The sequence below is a fragment of the Lentzea sp. NPDC058436 genome (assembly GCF_042721515.1).
Lineage (GTDB): Bacteria > Actinomycetota > Actinomycetes > Mycobacteriales > Pseudonocardiaceae > Lentzea.
Genome location: NZ_JBHXLF010000022.1, coordinates 1 through 16,877 on the forward strand (window position 1 = coordinate 1; position 16,877 = coordinate 16,877).

The window sequence follows — 16,877 nt, forward strand, 5'->3', positions numbered from 1 at the left end:
TGGGCCTCGTGCGGGGGGGGCTCCCAACCCCCCTCCAGCTGGGGGCGGGTCCCCCCCCCCCGGGCCCCGGGCCTGGGGGGGCGGGCGGCCCCCCGGGGGGGGTGCGAGCCGCGCTCCGAGCCGATCGTGCCGGACGGCGGTGGTCAGGCGGTGGTCAAGATCAGCCGGGCTTGTACGAACACCGGTAGCCGGTCGTCACGGCGTCGCGCAACGCGTCCGCCGTGGACTGCTCGGTCGTCGCGATGGCGTCGATGGCGCGCCGGATCGCCTTGCGCACCGCCGTTCTGGCGCGTTCGGCAGGGCCCGCGAAGTTCCGGCCGCGACCACCCATGCCGGTCTCGCGTTCGAGATGGCTGAGCAACGCCTCCAGCTCGTCCTCCACCTGCGGCGTCGGGTCGTCGTCGAGCTGGGCGCGCAGGTCGCGGATGCGGGTGAGGTAGGCGGCGCGGGCCACCGGGTCCAGCAACGGCTGGTTGCCGCTGTCCTCACCGCCGACGAGCTCCAGCGCCGCGATCTCGGTGCCGGGATCGGCCACGAGCCGCGCGAGGTACCGCATGCCGACCAGGTCCTCGACGCGGATCTCCTTGCCGCGGTGGGACACCACCCACCACACGTTCTCCTTGCGGATCACGATCCGGCCGGCCAGCCCGTCCCGTTCGCGCGTCCACGCCGCGGCGCGGGTGGTCATGCCGATCGCGTTGGCGTCGCGGATGGCGACGTCGAACAGCTCCCGGCCCCGCTCTCCGCCGGCGAGGTGGGCGAGCGTGGCGCGGGCGTAGGCGGTCATCGGCAGGTTGCCCAGCCGGATGTTGGTGGTGACGGCGCGTTCCAGGTGCCCCGTGGCGAGCGCGGGCTCGCCGAACGTCGTCGCGGCGATGCCCATCAGCAGCTCGGTCGAACCGAAGCACACGATCGCCGTCGCGGGCACCACGGGCAGGTCAGCGAACGGTTCGAGCAGCCGGTACGCCTCGCGCGCGATCTCCGCCTCACCCAGCGCCGCCGCCACGTGCACGACGCAGAACATGCACGTGATCCACGTGCTGGACAGCGGAACCGCGCTGAGTCCGTTGATCGTCAGCCGATGCAACGCCGACCGCGCGCGATCCCGTTGCCCCGCTTCGAGAGCCAGCAACGCGAGCGCCGCCTCGAAGCTGAACTCCAGGTCCGGCAACGTGGGGGAGTGCGTGACCTGCTCGGCGAGGTCGACCAGCTCGCCGCCGCGGCCCTGCAACCAGTGGATCGCGAACAGGTGCGTGCTGTGGAACGTCTCCGCGTCCACGTCACCGACTTCGAGACCGATCCGCAGGCATTCCAACGACTTCCGCTCGGCCTCGGCGAACCGTCCGGCGCGGATCGTGCGCATCACGTCCATGGCGGCGTGGAAGAACAGCAGGCCGGGGTGGTGCGCGGCCCGTCTCGCCAGCTCGGCCTGCGACCGTTCCGCGTGCGGGTCGCCCAGGCAGAACAGGTCCATCGTGCGTCGGCACAGACCGCTGAGCGCCAGCAGCTCCAGCCTCGCGGCCGACGCGACGGAGACGAGCTCGTCGGCCAGCGCGAGCCGGAGGGCGTTGTGCTCCGGTGACCACAACGCGTGGTGGGCCAACGAGAGCGCCTCGGCCAGCGCCAGCGGGTCGCCGGTGCTCCTGGCCTGCTGCAACGCCTCCCGCACGGGTTCGGTCTCGCGCCGGTCGTAGGCGTGCTCGGCGGCGAGTCTGGTGATCAGCCTGGTGCGCAACGGTTCCGGCGGGTGGGCGGCGAGGGCTTCGCGCAGGCGGGCGATCGCGAGGGCGCGGTCGGCTCTGGCGCGGAACTTGTTGACCCACATGCCGGGCAGGCCCAGCGCCGCCTCGGGGTCGCCGTCGCGGGCCGCCTGGTCGAGTAGGTCGCGAGCCTCGGTGATCCGGCCCTCGGTCAGCGCGGTGTGCGCCCGCTCAACGAGACGGACCGTCTCGTCTCGTTCTGCTGCCAACGAGACGAGACGGTCCGTCTCGTTGAAGGGTGCGTCGGAGGTGACAACGATGACGACGGGGAGGGCGTGGACGCTGCGTGCCACGAACCGCGTTAGCCGGGCCGCGTCCTCGCCCGCCAGGTCGACGTCGTCGATGACGATCAGCGCGGGGGTCCCGGCCAGCGCGTCGATGACGACCGACGCTGGCGTCCCGGCCGGTGCCTCGACCGCGAGCGACGCGGGCGAGTCGGTTGGCGCTTCGATGACGAGCGACGCGGGCGACTCGGGCGCCGCCTCGATCACACCCGACGCGGGCGTACCGGCCAGCGACTCGATCACGATCGACGCGTGTGTGCGGGCCGACGGCTCGACCACGAGCGACGCAGGTGCGCGTGACGGCGGCTCGACGACCTGCCCCGGTTCGCCGTCGAGCACCGACGCGTCGGCACCCAGCCCGGCGAGCACCGCGTGCCACGGCCAGAACGCGGGCGCGTCCGCGCGGCAGCCGACCCAGGTGACGGCGAACCCGTGCGCACGGGCCAGTTCCGTCGCGCGGACCAGGTGCCGCGTCCGTTCGGCACCTGGCGGCCTGGTGACCGCGAAGAACTGCCCGGACCCCAGTTTCGCCCGCTCGAACGCCGACTCCGGCACCAGCACAGCTTCACCCTCGAATGCACTTCTTCAGCCAGGACCGGGGAAACCTAGCGGAGAGCGCTGACCGACACATACGCGGTCGACACGCATTTAGGGGCGAAGGTTCAGCGAGGCGAACAACGGGTCGGTGAAGTCCGTGACGCGGGCGTGGTCGCCGGCGAGCCGCGCGTACACCTCGGCGGCGGGGGAGGGCGTGAAGACGTCGGCCGTGGTGACCATCGCCTTGACCGCGCTGTCCCAGTCCGGGTGCACGCCACTGCCGACCGCCGCGCAGATCGCGGCGCCCAGGCCCGCGGCGTCGCTCATCCGCGTCCGCCGCACGGGGCGTCCGAACACGTCGGCGAAGATCTGCATCATCAGGTCGGACCTCGAACCGCCGCCGGACACGATCAGCTCGGGGAACTCGCGGCCGAGAGCGTCAGCCATCGACTCGCTGTGGCGGCGCATGGTCAGCGCGATGCCTTCGAGGATCGACCGGTACACGTGGTAGCGGCCCTGCGTGCCGTCGAACCCGAGCAACGCGCCGCGCCGGTACGGGTGGTCGCCCGGTGCCAGCCAGTCGAGCACGGTCAGGAGCCCGCCGCAGCCCGGTTCGACGGCCGCCGCACCGGCTTCGAGCTCGCCGAGGTCGGAGTCGACCAGCTGGCGGTACCAGCTGACCGTCCACATCCCGCGCCGGATCCCGTTGCTCTCGTACAGGTACCTGCCGGGCACCGAGCCGAAGTTCGACCAGAACCGGCCCTCGGGGTCGACGGTGTGCCGGTCTCCGGTGGTCATCGCGGCGATGTAGGTGCCGAGCGACACCAGCAGCTCGTCGCCCAGACCGCTGCCGAGCGCCTCGACGGCCTTGTCGTTCGACGTCGCGTACACCGGCAGTCCGGCGGGCAGACCGGTCGCCTCCGAGGCCTCGTCCGTGACGTTCCCGAGCAGCTCGCCGGGGTCGACGAGGTCGAACAGCTGCTCGCGCCGCATCCCGGTGTCCGCATAGGACGGTGATGAGTCCGGCCAGCGCCAGGTCTCGTGGTCGATCGGCCACATGCCCTCGTAGTTGCCGGCCGTGTCCCGCCGCTCGCCGGTGAGCCGGAGCGTCACGTACCCCGAGGAGGTCGTGACGTACCGGATCGCCGGGTCGTTCCACTGCGGCCGCGCGAGCCTGTCGTCCATCCAGCTCAGCAGCGGTTCCGCGAGCCCGTTCCCGTCCATCAAAGCCCGGCAGAACCGGATCGTGCACAGGCCGACGCCCGCGATCTCGCCCGGTGCGCCGGTGAACCGCTGCATCGCCTCGGTGCAGGCCTCGGCGATCGAGTCCCACACGTCGTCGCCGGGGTGCACGACCTGGCCGGGTTCCGGGTGCGCGTACGGCCGCAGCGGGCGCTGGGCCGAGGCGTGCACCCGGCCGACCTCGTCGACGATCGACACCTTCGTGCTCTGCGAGCCGTTGTCGATCGCGATCAGGTAGCTCATGACACCGGGAAGATCGTGCCGGCGTTCATGATCCCGTTGGGGTCGAAGCCGCGCTTGAGGACCTCCAGGATCTGGTAGGCGCTGCCGTGCTCGTCGCGCGTCCACGGCGTGCGGTACTTGCCGATGCCGTGGTGGTGCACCATGGAACCGCCCAGCCGCAACGCTTCCTCGACGATGATCGCGTTGAGCGGGATGTGGTACTCGGTGATCTCCTGCTCCGGCTCGCAGGTGATGTCGTAGTCGTAGACGAAGTACAGGTTCGTGCCGGTCTGGTAGCTGTGCGACGAGTGCGCGCCCAGCATCGTGAGGTCGGCGAAGCGCGGGAACTCGGTGCGCACCCGGTTCATGATCGCGTCGTACAGCGGCGTGACGTTCGACCAGTCGACCGAGACTTCTGTGGTGTAACCGAGGTGCTGGGTCTCCAGCATCGCGCGCTTCTCGGCGTCGATCTTGTCCTGGCCCCAGTTGAGGTTGTCGAACCACTCGACGATCAGCTTCGGGTCCACGGCCTCCGTGCCCGCGAACGTCTTCTCGATGGCCTCGGCGGTGGCCCGCGTTATGCCCTCCGGGCCCTCCGCGACGAGCACGACCACGTTCTTGTCGTCCGAGAAGTGGCTGAAGTGCTGGTTCGCGTCCTCGGGGGAGTAGACGCGGCAGACGGACGGCCGGTAGCCGTCGGTGATCAACGTGCGCAACCGCTCGACGGCGTCGCCGAAGTCGTCGGTGAGGAAGCCGAAGTAGTGGTTGTGCTCCGGCTGGTACTTGAACAGCTTGACCGTGACCTCGGTGATCACGCACAGCGCGCCCTCGTTGCCGATCACGACGTGCCGGATGTCCGGACCGGCCGCGCGGCGCGGGACGTTCTTGATCCGGCTGACCGTGCCGTCCGGGAAGACCGCCTCCAGGCCCACGACCATGTCCTCGATACCGCCGTACAGCGTGGAGAACTGGCCGATCGACCTCGTCGCGACCAGGCCACCCATCTGCGCGAGGGGCTTGGACTGCGGTGAGTGTCCGGTCGTGAGGCCCCGTTCGCGCAACGCGTCTTCCAGTTGCTGCAACGGAACGCCGCACTGCGCGGTGACCATCATGTTGACCGGGTCGATGCGGACGATGGCGTCCATTGTGGAGCCGTCGAGCACGACGGTGTTCTCCACCAGCGTCTCCAGACCGCCCTCGGTCGCGGTGCGGCCGGTGCGCGGGACGACGTTGATCCGGTGCTCGTTGGCGAACGCCAGGACCTTCGAGACCTCCTCGGTGGACCCCGGTGTGACGATCGCGGCCGGGATCGGGCCGGTGAAGATGCCGTGCACGGAGGTGTACTTGCGGAACCTGTCGACGCTGGCGTCGCGGAGTTCGTGCTCGTCGGTGGAGACCTTCGCGGAACCGAGCAGTTCGGTGAGTCCGGCGACGATCGCGTCACGGCTCAGGTCGGAAGCGGAGGGAACGGCGGGCGGCGGTGCAGGAAACATGGCTCTGCCTTCAAGAAGAGAGTCAGCGAACGAGGTAGCCGCCGTCGACCACCAGCGTGTGGCCGTTGACGTAGTCGGAGGCGCGGCACGCCAGGAACACCAGCGCGCCCATGAGGTCGCTCGGGTCGCCCCAGCGACCGGCCGGGATGTGGTCGATCACGCGCTGGTTGGTCTCGGGGTCGGACCGGGTCGCCTCGGTGATCTTCGTGGCGAAGTAGCCCGGTGCCAGCGCGTTGACCTGGATGTTGTGCTGCGCCAGCTCGTCGCAGTACGCCTTGGTGAACCCGGCGATGCCGTGCTTGGTCGCGGCGTACGCGGGGGACTGGCGGCCGCCCAGGAACGAGAACAGCGACGCGATGTTGACGATCTTCCCGGACCGCTGCGGGATCATGTACCTGGTCGCCTCGTGGGCGAGCTCGAAGGCCGCGGTCAGGTTGACCGCGATCATCGGGTCCCACTTGGCGCGGTCGAAGTTCTCCACGTCGTCGAGCAGGCTGATGCCGGCCGAGTTGACGACGATGTCCACGGATCCGAGCTGCTCGAAGCAGGTGTCCACAACGGACGCGCACGCGCCGGGTGCCGTGATGTCGGCGGTCATCCCGGCGAACCGCTGGCCCTGCGCCTCCACGAGCTTCTGCGTCTCGCCGTCGTCGTAGACGAGGCTCGGCACGAACACGTCCGCCCCGGCGGCGGCCAGGCCGAGCGCGAACGCCTGGCCCAGCCCTGTGTTGCCGCCGGTGACGATCGCGTTCTTCCCCTTGAGGGAGAAGAGGTCCAACCCGAAGTCCATCACACGCTCCCGAACGGGTCGGATACGGCCACATACGTGGTTTCGAGGTATTCCTCGATGCCCTCGGCACCGCCTTCGCGGCCGATGCCCGAGTGCTTGACGCCGCCGAACGGCGCGGCGGGGTTCGACACGATGCCCGTGTTGAGGCCGAGCATCCCGGTTTCGAGCGACTCCGCGAGCCGCAGACCACGGTTGAGGTCACGGGTGTAGGCGAAGCAGACCAGCCCGTACTCGGTGGCGTTGGCCAGCCGGACGGCCTCCTCCTCGGTCTCGAACGTGACGACCGGCGCGACCGGACCGAAGATCTCCTCCCGCAGCAACCGGGCGTCGGCGGAGACGCCGGTGAGCACGGTCGCCTCGAAGAAGAAACCCTTGCCCTCCAACGCGGCACCGCCCAGGGCCAGCTCGGCGCCGCGGTCCAGCGCGTCGTCGACCAGTTCGGTGACCTTCGCCCTCGTCCTGGCGTCGACCAGCGGGCCGAGCGGGTAGTTCTTCATGCGTTCGGCCAGCTTCGCCGTGAACTCCTCGGCGACGGACGAGTGCACGAGGAACCGGTTCGCCGCCACGCACGCCTCGCCGCCGTTGCGCAGCTTGGCGAGCACGGCGCCGTCCGCGGCAGCGTCGACGTCGGCGTCCTCGAAGACGAGGAACGGCGCGTTGCCGCCCAGCTCCATCGACACGCGCAGCACCTGGTCGGCGGACTGCGCGATGAGCTTCCTGCCCACCGCCGTCGACCCGGTGAACGACAGCTTGCGCAGCCGCGGGTCGGTGATCAACGGGCCGGTGACCGCGCCCGGATCCGTCGTCGTGACCACGTTGAGCACCCCCGCCGGAAGCCCGGCCTCGGTGAGCACCTCGGCGAGCAGCAACGCGGTCAGCGGCGTGAGCTCGGCGGGCTTGAGCACCATCGTGCAGCCGGCCGCGATCGCCGGGGCGATCTTGCGCGTGGCCATGGCCAGCGGGAAGTTCCACGGCGTGACGAACAGGCACGGCCCGACCGGTCGCTTGACCGTGACCAGGCGGTTCTTGCCGTCCGGCGCTGTCGTGAACCGGCCGGAGATCCGCGGCGCCTCCTCCGAGAACCACCGCAAGAACTCCGCGCCGTACGCGACCTCGGCCCGCGACTCGGCGAGCGGCTTGCCCATCTCCGAGGTGATGAGCCTGGCGAACTCCTCGGTCCGCTCGGTCACCAGTTCGAACGCCCTGCGCAGGATCTCGGCCCGCACACGAGGTGCGGTCTTGCCCCACGCGGGCTGGGCGGCGACGGCGGCGTCCAGCGCCTTCAGGCCGTCCTGGGGCGTGGCCTCGGCGACCGAGGCCAGAACCTCCTCTGTGGACGGATCGAGCACCTCGAACGTGCGGCCGTCGCCCGAGTCGAGCCACTTGCCGTCGATGTACAACTTCGTGAGCATGGCGTGTCCCCTCACAGCCTCAGGTCGACCCCGATGAGGTCCTCGTAGAGCTTCACCGGGGTCATCTCGCCGGCCCTGTCGCCGTACGAGGCGCGGGCGCGGCGGAAGATCTGCTCGACCAGCGCGGACAGCTCGGCCGGCACCCCGACGGACGCGGCGAGGTCGGTCGACAGACCGAGGTCCTTGCAGGCCAGCGCGATCGCGAAGCCCTCGTCGTAGTCGCCGTGGTCCAGGATGGACAGCACGTCGCGTTCGACGAAGTTGCTCTGGGCAGGACTGTTGACCAGCGCGTTGCGCAGCACACCCAGGTCCACACCCGCCTTGACGCCGATCGCCAGCACCTCGGCCGTGGCGACCAGGTGCGAGAACCACAGTTGGTTCAGCATCAGCTTGACGGTGTAGCCCGCACCGTGCCCGCCGACGTGCAGGATGCGTTCCCGCTCGCCCATGGCGTCAAACACCGGCCGCAGCCGGTTCACGTCATCGAGGTCACCGCCGACGAAGATCTGCAACGTGCCGTTCGCGGCGCCGACGGACATGCCGCTGACCGGCGCGTCCAGCACGTGCAAGCCTGGGTTCTTCTTGCGGACCTCGTCGGCCACCTCGGGCACCGAGGTGGACATGTCGATCCACGTGCCGGACGGGACCATCCCGGCGAGGACGCCGGCCTGGCCGTTCATGACCTCGTGGACGTGCTTGGGCGTGGGCAGCATGGTGATCACGAGGTCGCTGTCGGCGGCGACCTCGGCGGGCGTGTCCGCCCAGCGCGCCCCGCCGTCGACCAGTTCGTCGGCGGCTTCGCGGCGGATGTCGTTGACCACCAGGGAGAAGCCGGCCTTCTGCAGGTTGCGGGTCATGCCCGAACCCATGCTGCCGAGCCCGATGAAACCGACGGTGGGACTGCTCACGCTCTCTCCTCGGGCGTGTAGAAGGGGTTGCTCGGCGTGTCCTTCGCGGCCAGCACGTCCGCGATGGCCGGCAGGTCCTTGGCGCCGTTGGCCAACGCCGTGCGCGTGGCCTCCCGGTTGTTGCGGTAGACGGTGTCCGCGTCGTCGGCGCCGGGGTTGACCCAGACCGCCGCGATCAGCACGTGCGTCGAGGTGTCCGGCTCCGGGATGCTGCCGTCGGTTACCGCGTCGGCGACACCGGCGGCGACACCGGCCTGGGCGGGTCCCCAGATCAGCAGCCCGTGGTCGTCGTTCGCGGGCGCCGCCTTGGTCACGAACAACGTCATCGGCTTGACCGGCAACGAGGGCCGCAGCACGGCGACGAACGGGACGTGTCCTGCTGAAGGCGTGGCCAGAGCCGTTGCCCACGCGGTGCCGGCCGGTCCGTCGCGGTGGCCGAGCACGGTGTTGATGTGGGCGGCGTTGACGCCCTCCCCGACGAAGCTCTCCCCGATCTGCATCAGATCAGCCCCTGCGCGGTCAGCCACTCCTGCGCGACCTCGTCCGGCTCGTCACCGTCGACGTCGACCTTGGCGTTGAGCTTCTGCATCTCCTCGGTGGTCAGCTTGTCCGCCATGGGCTTGAGCACGTCCGCGATCTTCGGGTGGCTCTTGAGCACGTCGGCCTGCAGCGTGAACCCGCCCTGGTAGATCGGGAAGAACGTCTTGTCGTCCTGCAGCACGGTCAGCCCGAGCGCGGCGATGCGGCCGTCGGTCGCGAACACCTCGCCGAAGTTGCAGTCCTTGCCGTCCTTGGTGGCGGTGTAGATGACGCCGGTGTCGAGCAGCTTCACGTTGTCCTTGGGCGCGTCGAAGGCGTAGGTCTTCGAGACGCCGGGCCAGCCGTCATCACGCGTCGAGAACTCGCTCTCGATGCAGAACGTCCGCTCGTTCGCGGGCAGCTTGGCGATGTCGCTCATCTTGGAGACGCCCAGCTCCTCCGCCTTCTCGTTGCGGATCGCGAAGGTGTAGGTGTTGTTGAACGGCGCGGGCGAGACCCACGCGATGTTCTTGGCCTCGTCGGCCTTCTTCACCGCGTCGAACTGCTCCTGCTCGGTCTTCATCGGCGTGGTCTGCTTGTTGTAGGTGATCCAGGACGTGCCGGTGTACTCCCAGTAGCCCAGGAACTGCTTGTTCTCCAACGCCTGCCGCACGTTCGCGGAGCCGACCAGCTTGGTGTTGGCCTCCAGCGTCGCGCCGTGGGCGTTGAGCAGCTTGGTGGTCAGGTGAGCGAGGATGTACTGCTCGGCGAAGTCCTTGGAGCCGATCTGGCCCTGCAGGCCCGCGAGATCGCTCGTCTTCGCTTCGGTGCTCGCGTTGGGGGAGCTCGAACAGGCGGCCAGCCCGAGGGCCAGCACGCCGATGAGGGCGCGCTTGTACATGGAGGGTCCTTTGGCGGAGGGTGTGTTAGAGACCGCGGGGGCGGACGAGGTCCTCGACGAGACCGGCGGCCCAGTCGATGAGGACGGCGATCGAGGCGACGAGCACGGCGCCGACGACGATCACGGGGTAGCGCTGGAGCTTCAGGCCGTTGACGATCATGTCGCCGAGACCGCCTGCGTTGATGAACGTCGCGATGGTCGCGACACCGACGGAGAACACGAGAGCGGTCCGCAGCCCGGCCAGGATCACCGGTGAGGCCAGCGGGAGCTCGATGCGCCACAGGACCTGGCGCGGGGTCATGCCCATGCCCCTGGCGGCCTCGCGGGTGGCGTGGTCGACCTGTTCGAGGCCGGTCAGGGTGTTGCGCAGCACGGGCAGGAAGCAGTACGCGACCAGCGAGATCAGGGCGGTGTAGAAGCCCGTCTGCCACACGATCGCCAGCAGGATCACGACACCGACCGCGGGGGTCGCCTGGCCGATGTTGCCCAGGCCGATGACGAACGCCCTGACCGCCTTGGAGCGCACGCGGTAGGCGGCGATGCCCGCCGGGATGGCGAGGAGGGCGACCAGCGCGGACGACACGACGGTGAGGACGAGGTGTTCCTGGGTGCGGTCGAGGAGGTAGCTCGTGTTGAGGGTGCGCTGCTCGATGGAGTCGAGGCTGAGGGTGCTGAGCCAGCCGAACAGGACGGCCAGCACGCCCACGACCGCGACCGGGGTGCCGAACCGCTTGAACGACAGACGAGGACGTTGTGCGGTGGCGGCGGTCATGACGCCTCCACCGGGTGCCTGGCCTTGCCCAGCGCGGCCGAGATCCGTGCGTGCGTCAGCGATCCGTTCGCACCCGACACGTTGACCCGCTCCGCTCCCGTGACCATCAACAGGTCCAGGGCGTCCCGCAGCGACGCGTCACCGTCCACGGCCGGGGCCGTTGCGTCCGGCGCGTCCAGCTCGACGTCGCTGATCGGGATCAACGCCAGGCGCATCAGGCCCGCGCCGTGGCCGATGAAGCTCGACACGTAGTCGTTGGCGGGGTTGGCGAGGATGTTCGCGGGCGTGTCGAACTGCTCGATGCGGCTGCGTTCGCTCAGCACCACGATCCGGTCGCCGAGCCGGACGGCCTCGTCGAAGTCGTGCGTCACGAAGATGATCGTCTTGCCGATGTCGGCCTGCAGCTTGAGGAACTCGGCCTGCAGCTTCTGCCGGGTGATCGGGTCGGTGGCACCGAACGGCTCGTCCATCAGCATCACGGGCGGGTCGGCGGCGAGGGCCCGCGCGACACCGACGCGTTGCTGCTGCCCGCCGGAGAGCTGCTTGGGGTAGCGGTGCGCGAACGTCCCGGGGTCGAGCTGGACGGTCCGCAGCAGCTCGTCGACGCGCTCGCTCGTGCGTTCCTTCGGCCAGCCGAGGAGCTTCGGCACGGTGGCGATGTTCTCCGCGATCGTCATGTGCGGGAACAGGCCGATCTGCTGGATCACGTAGCCGATGTGGCGGCGAAGTTCGTTGGGGTCCAACGAGAGCACGTCCTGGCCGTCGATCGTGATCGACCCGCTGGACGGCTCGATGATCCGGTTGATCATCTTCATCGTCGTGGTCTTGCCGCAGCCCGACGGCCCGACGAACATGACCAGCTCGCCGGGGTTCACGCTCAGCGAGAAGTCCTCGACCGCTGCCTGCTGCTGGCCCGCGTACCGCTTGGTGACGTGGCTCAGTTCGATGCCGACTCCAGGCTCAGACACGAAGACCCCTAGAAGTGCTGTAGCGGGCGATCAGGACGAAGGCGCCGTCGATCAGCAGGGCCAGCAGCACGACGCAGATCGTGCCGGTGAGCGCGAAGTTGAGCGCGTTGACCGAGCCGAGCGAGGACAGGCCCTTGAAGATGTAGAAGCCGAGGCCGGGACCGGCGACGTAGGCCGCGATCGCCGCGATGCCGACGGTGAGCTGCGCGGCGACCCGGATGCCGGTGACGATGACCGGCCACGCGAGCGGGAGCTGGATGCTCAGCAGCGTCCTGGTGCGCGTCATGCCCATGCCGTGGGCCGACTCGACGAGGTGCGCGGGCACCTCGCGCAGGCCGACCACGGTGTTCCGCACGATCGGCAGCAGCGAGTAGAAGACCAGCGACACCACCGTGGGCGCCCACCCGAGGCCGAGCAACGGGCTGAGCAGTGCCAGCAGCGCCAGCGACGGGATGGTGATCGCGATGCCGGCGGCCGTGAGCACCGCCGAGCGCGGGACGTTCTTGTCCCACACCAGCAAACCGAGCATAACGCCGAGGACGGTGGCGATGGCGAGGCTCAGGGCCACCACGGCGAGGTGTTGCAGCGTCAGCGTGACGAGGTCTTCCCAGCGGCGGGCCAGGAACACGTCGAGAGAACCGGACACGGGGCCTCCTTTCGGCGTCGGTGCCGATGGCCGGGAACGGTAGATTTGGCGTGGTCTTATGCACAACACGTGTTGGCAATATGGCAACGCCCCTCGTAGGGTGCGGTGCCATGCAGGGATCTTCACGACGCAACTCGGCAGGCCTGGCACGCGACATCGAGGTGCTGGAGGTGCTCGGCCGGCCGGAGGCGGTGCAGTCCGGCGGCCTCGGCGTCGTGCGGATCGCGACCCTCGTCGGCAGGGACAAGACGGTCGTCTCGCGGACGTTGGCGACGCTGGCGGAGAGCGGGCTCGTCGACCGCGATCAGGACACGCAGGCCTACCGGCTGGGCTCGCGGTTGTTCGCGCTGGCCGCCCGCACGGCCGAGGGCGCGCTGGCGTGGAACGCGCGCGGGCACCTCAAGCACCTGGCGCAGGTGACGCGCGAGACCGCGCACCTGTGCGTGCTGCGCGGCGGGAACGTGCTGACGCTGATGAGCGAGCTGAGCCCGAACCGCTTCCACACCACCGGCTGGGAGGGCGTGACGACGGCGGCGTGGCGGACACCGTCCGGCCGGGCGTTGCTGAGCGACTGGGACGCCGGGTCGTTGACGGTCTGGTACGCCGAGCACGGCCACGACGAGGGCGTGCTGGAGGCGGGGGAGCGGGCCGACTCGACGTTCGTCGTGCTGGCCCAGCCCTCGCCGCGACCCAACTCGATCACGGACCTGGACTCGCTGGTCGCCGAGCTGCGCCGGGTGCGCGATCGCGGCTACGCCACGTCGGACGAGGAGCTGGAGCGCGGTGTGGTCGCGGCTTCGGCTCCGGTGTACGACTTCACGTCACGGGTGGTGGCGGCGCTGAACGTGTCGGCGCCGAAGGAACGGATCGGGGCGCAGCTCGACAAGCTGGGCCGGATCGTGGCGGGGGCGGCGCGGGACCTGTCGGCCGCTCTGGGGCACGCTTAGTCGCGGTCCTCCAGGTAGCGGGTGTGGTCGGCCTGGCGTTGCGCGTCGGCGGAGTGGAACCGTTCGGCCGTTCTCACGGCGTCGGCGTGCAGCAAGTCCAGTTGCCGCACCAGTTCCGTGCCCGAGCCGCGTGCGGCGGCGTACCACCACGGCAGGTTCAGGTAGGTCTGCACGGACAGCGGCAGGTCGGTGCCGACGAGCCGGGTCACGGCGTGCAGGGCGTCCGGGTCGGCGCGCAGCTCGCGCGGCCGGTCGAGCATGCCGCGCAGGACCTCGGCGATCTCCCCGATCTTCGGCGCGACGTCGTCCGGCACCCTCAGGCCGTGGACGCGGAGCACCAGCGAGTCCAGTTCGGACCGCAGCGCACCGGCCTCCTCTTCCGGATCAGTCACCAGGGTGATGCGCTCTGGTGGGGCGATCAGGGCGCCGACGCCGTAGAGGCCGATGACGACCACGACCCAGTAGGAGCCGGCGAGTCCGGCGAAGTGCAGGCCGAGGCCGATCAACCCGCCCGTGCAGCCGGCGAGGTTCTTCCAGGAGGCCAGATATCTACTGATAGCCACGGATCTCCCTGAAGGCGGACGAGAGCGAGCGGCTGCGGGCGTCGAACACCTTGCCCCCGCTCATCTTCGCCACCTGCTCCATCTCGGCGGTCGCGCTCTCGCCGAACAGCACCGGGAAGATCGGGATGCCCTTGAGGTTCTGCGGCAGGGACTGGTGGAACAGCTGGAAGTCCAGGACGTCCTCACTACCGGTGTTCTCACCGTCGGTCATCAGCACGATGGACGTGAACCGGTCGGGGTCGGCCTCGATCTGCTGGCGCAGCACGTCGTAGCCACCGCGCAGGCTGCTGTAGATCGCCGTGCCGCCGGACGCGTCGAGGCCCGTCGCGGTGGTGCGGATCTGGTCGAGGACCGGGCGCGGGTCGTCCTGCGGCACCTCGTACTTCAGCGCCGGCCGCGCGCTGCTGCTGAACGGCAGCAACGTGACCTGCTCGCGGCCGTGGAACCGGCTGAACTTCCCCGCGAGCGACTCGTCGGCCCCGGTCAGCCCGGTGAGCGCCTGGCGCAGGCCGTCGATGCGGTCGCCCTGCATCGAGCCGGACGTGTCGAGCACGTAGAGCGTGCGGGACGGGCGGCGCAGCTGGTCGAAGTACGTGGTGATCAGACCGTCCACAGCGGACTGGCTGCCGGGGAAAGGGAGTTCGACGAGGTCCTTGGTGGCGAACTTGCCGTCGAGCTGCACCTGCGGCACGGCGGGGCGGCGGTGCGTGGTCTCCATGATCTTGCGCTGCACGTCCTGCGTCTTCAGGTGGTCGGACAGCTTCTGGTGCGCCTCACGGGCTTCTGGTTTGGCTGATGTGAGCAGCGTCAGCGGGTAGTCCGCCGTGACGACGCCGTCGCTCGGGTAGACCAGCGTCAGCGGGTCGGGCGAGGACAGCAGCACCGACTCGTAGTTGATCAGACCGTCCACTTTGGCCCCGGGATCCTCACCCCGCGCCCTGCGCTGGAAGGCCTCGGTCAGCCAGCCGGACGAGCCCGCCGACAGCTTCTGGGCGGAGAAGAACTGCTTGAGCTGCGGCGCGACGGCGTTGATGCGGCCGGCGTCCAGCGCCGAACCCTCACCGGACAGCGCGGCCGCGACGCCGACCAGCGCCGAGAACCCGGAGTTGGACGCCGACGGGTCGGTCATGCCGTAGGTGAACTTCTGCTCACCCGCCGCGGCCGCGATCTCCGCCCAGCCGACGCGTTTGCCGTCCCAGCCGAGCTCCTTGACCTTGGCGGCGGGCAGGCCGAGCACGACGGGGGAGGACATCACCTTGGTGGGCGTGCCGAGCCGCTTCTGGGCGTCCGGCACGAGTTCGAGGTAGCGGTTGGAGGAGAACCAGACGGCGTCGAAGCCCTGTTCGGCCTCACCGCTCGCGACCTTCTCGGCGCCCTCGATGGTGCCGGTGAAGCTGAACTTCACGCTGATGCCGGTGGCCTTGGCAGCTTCGTCGAGGATCGGCTGGAGGTCGGCCAGTTCGCTGCCGGCCAGGACGCGGAGGGTGCCGGGGGTGGGGTCGCCCACGGGTTTGGCTGGGTTTGGGGAGTTGGAGCATCCCGCTAGGAGCGCCAGTGCGGCGATCGCGGGGAGGAGGCGGCGGATCATGCGGGCTCCTTGGAGAGGAGGCGGGGCTGGGGTGTGTGGGGGCGCGGCCGGGGCAGCGGGTGGCGGTGTGCGGCCAGGGCCGTGCGCGGGGTGTGGTGCGCGGCCAGGCTGGCGCCGGGCTGTGCACGGGGGCTGGGTGCGGCGGCTGGGCAGTGCGCGGCGCGTCTCGGCGCGCGGCCCGGCGGGTCACTGCTGGTCCCCGGTCTCCCGCACCCGGCTCAGGTGGTCGTGGGCGCGCCTGATCTCCGCGTCCAGCGCCGAGACGGTGCTCGACATCGAGTCGGCCGCGCGCGCCTTGAACGTGTCGATGGCGTCGATCGCCGCGTAGATCTGGTCGAACGACGTCCGCACCGCCTCGATGCCGACGGCCGGGGTGGCGGCGATGCGCTGGATGTCCTGGCCCTGCAACGACATCAGCGTCGCGTTCGACTTCAGGATCGAGTCGGTGAGGCCGCGCACGGCGTCCACCTGGTCGATCACCTCGCGCTGGCCTGCCAGTGCCGCCGCCACCGCCACGCCGATCCGGAGGGCGGTGACCGTGGTGCTGACGGCGCGTTCGATGCCCTTCACGAGCTCATCGTTGTTGCGGCGCACTACGTCCAGGGCCATGTAACCCTGCGCGCACACGGCCAGTTGGGTCAGGAGGTCCTGGTGTCGTTGGCGCAGGCCGAAGAGCACGTCGGCGCGCAGGGCCTGGGCTCGTGCGGGTTCGGCGAGGTCGAGGATCGCCACCTGGCGTTCTACGGCCTCGTCCATCTCGGCGGCCAGGGCGGCGTCGCGGGACAGTTGTGTCATCAGGTCCCAGAGGCGCTGCCGTTCGCCCTTGATGGCGGCGTTGTCGCGCTTGAGGGCGTCTTGGCCGGACCGGAGCTTCAGCACGATGCGGTTGACCGGCTCGTCGGCGGCGCGCAGGCGGGCCAGCAGGCCTCTGGCCGCGTTGCCGCCGGGGAGTAGGCCGAAGAGCTTGCGGCCGGTCAGCTTGCTGAGGTCCTGGGGGTCGAGTTCGCGCACCGACCGGCGCAGTTCGGTGAGGCTGGTCGAGACCTGTGCGCCGTGCGGTGAGGAGACGGACGCCAGGGTGCGGTCCAGCAGCCGGCCCGCGATCTGGGCGGCCACGCGCATCTCCGCTTCGCCGAGGACGAGCGCCTCGTCCACGATCCGGCTGAAGTCGGGCGACTGCGGGTCGACGGCGCCCAGGGCCGAGACGAACTCCTCGGCGCGCGTGGACAGCTCTTCCTTGTTGCTCAAAGGGATCAGGCCAGCGGCGCGGTCGACCGGGACGGGCTCGACCGGGTCCGGTGGCGTCAGTACGAAGTCGGACATGG

15 protein-coding genes are annotated in these 16,877 nt (G+C 69.9%); 1 reads left to right on the plus strand and 14 read right to left on the minus strand.

Features of this window, described 5'->3' with window-relative positions; translation table 11 throughout:
• Positions 1–160 precede the first annotated feature (160 nt).
• The 11 genes from ACFWN2_RS39375 to ACFWN2_RS39425 form a co-directional block, all read right to left on the minus strand.
• Positions 161–2,605 carry a hypothetical protein gene (locus ACFWN2_RS39375; RefSeq protein ID WP_382435662.1) on the minus strand — a complete coding sequence of 815 codons (2,445 nt, stop codon included), beginning with the start codon at positions 2,603–2,605 and terminating at the stop codon, positions 161–163.
• Between the two features lie 87 nt (positions 2,606–2,692).
• Positions 2,693–4,066 carry an FGGY-family carbohydrate kinase gene (locus tag ACFWN2_RS39380; protein ID WP_382435663.1) on the minus strand — a complete coding sequence of 458 codons (1,374 nt, stop codon included), beginning with the start codon at positions 4,064–4,066 and terminating at the stop codon, positions 2,693–2,695.
• Positions 4,063–5,538, minus strand: a complete 1,476-nt coding sequence (locus ACFWN2_RS39385) for an FAD-binding oxidoreductase (RefSeq protein ID WP_382435664.1) — start codon at positions 5,536–5,538, stop codon at positions 4,063–4,065. The genes ACFWN2_RS39380 and ACFWN2_RS39385 overlap by 4 nt, the downstream gene beginning before the upstream one ends.
• A gap of 22 nt (positions 5,539–5,560) precedes the next feature.
• Entirely contained in the window at positions 5,561–6,328 is a 768-nt protein-coding gene (locus tag ACFWN2_RS39390; RefSeq protein ID WP_382435665.1) for an SDR family oxidoreductase, read from the minus strand.
• Positions 6,328–7,740 carry an NAD-dependent succinate-semialdehyde dehydrogenase gene (locus ACFWN2_RS39395; protein WP_382435666.1) on the minus strand — a complete coding sequence of 471 codons (1,413 nt, stop codon included), beginning with the start codon at positions 7,738–7,740 and terminating at the stop codon, positions 6,328–6,330. Before ACFWN2_RS39395 ends, ACFWN2_RS39390 begins: the two co-directional genes overlap by 1 nt.
• An 11-nt stretch (positions 7,741–7,751) precedes the next feature.
• Entirely contained in the window at positions 7,752–8,648 is an 897-nt protein-coding gene (locus ACFWN2_RS39400) for an NAD(P)-dependent oxidoreductase (protein ID WP_382435667.1), read from the minus strand.
• A complete protein-coding gene (gene fae / locus ACFWN2_RS39405) occupies positions 8,645–9,148 on the minus strand; it encodes a formaldehyde-activating enzyme (protein WP_382435668.1) in 504 nt (167 codons plus the stop codon). Before fae ends, ACFWN2_RS39400 begins: the two co-directional genes overlap by 4 nt.
• A complete protein-coding gene (locus ACFWN2_RS39410; protein ID WP_382435669.1) occupies positions 9,148–10,068 on the minus strand; it encodes a glycine betaine ABC transporter substrate-binding protein in 921 nt (306 codons plus the stop codon). Before ACFWN2_RS39410 ends, fae begins: the two co-directional genes overlap by 1 nt.
• A gap of 25 nt (positions 10,069–10,093) precedes the next feature.
• Positions 10,094–10,840, minus strand: a complete 747-nt coding sequence (locus ACFWN2_RS39415; protein ID WP_382435670.1) for an ABC transporter permease — start codon at positions 10,838–10,840, stop codon at positions 10,094–10,096.
• A complete protein-coding gene (locus tag ACFWN2_RS39420) occupies positions 10,837–11,808 on the minus strand; it encodes an ABC transporter ATP-binding protein (protein ID WP_382435671.1) in 972 nt (323 codons plus the stop codon). Before ACFWN2_RS39420 ends, ACFWN2_RS39415 begins: the two co-directional genes overlap by 4 nt.
• A complete protein-coding gene (locus ACFWN2_RS39425) occupies positions 11,801–12,454 on the minus strand; it encodes an ABC transporter permease (RefSeq protein ID WP_382435672.1) in 654 nt (217 codons plus the stop codon). Before ACFWN2_RS39425 ends, ACFWN2_RS39420 begins: the two co-directional genes overlap by 8 nt.
• A 110-nt stretch (positions 12,455–12,564) precedes the next feature.
• Here ACFWN2_RS39425 and ACFWN2_RS39430 point away from each other — a divergent pair, with 110 nt between their 5' ends.
• Complete coding sequence (locus ACFWN2_RS39430; RefSeq protein WP_382435673.1) at positions 12,565–13,401, plus strand: IclR family transcriptional regulator; 837 nt, start codon at positions 12,565–12,567, stop codon at positions 13,399–13,401.
• Here the strand turns inward: ACFWN2_RS39430 and ACFWN2_RS39435 are convergent.
• The 3 genes from ACFWN2_RS39435 to ACFWN2_RS39445 all read right to left on the minus strand — a co-directional run bounded on the left by ACFWN2_RS39435 (position 13,398) and on the right by ACFWN2_RS39445 (position 16,875).
• Positions 13,398–13,964: a hypothetical protein gene (locus ACFWN2_RS39435; protein WP_382435674.1), complete on the minus strand. Its 567-nt coding sequence runs from the start codon at positions 13,962–13,964 to the stop codon at positions 13,398–13,400. The two genes, ACFWN2_RS39430 and ACFWN2_RS39435, sit on opposite strands and share 4 nt — an antisense overlap.
• On the minus strand, positions 13,951–15,552 hold the full coding sequence (locus ACFWN2_RS39440) for a substrate-binding domain-containing protein (RefSeq protein ID WP_382435675.1): 1,602 nt from the start codon (positions 15,550–15,552) through the stop codon (positions 13,951–13,953). Before ACFWN2_RS39440 ends, ACFWN2_RS39435 begins: the two co-directional genes overlap by 14 nt.
• A 186-nt stretch (positions 15,553–15,738) precedes the next feature.
• Positions 15,739–16,875 carry a toxic anion resistance protein gene (locus tag ACFWN2_RS39445; RefSeq protein ID WP_382435676.1) on the minus strand — a complete coding sequence of 379 codons (1,137 nt, stop codon included), beginning with the start codon at positions 16,873–16,875 and terminating at the stop codon, positions 15,739–15,741.
• Between the last annotated feature and the right edge of the window lie 2 nt (positions 16,876–16,877).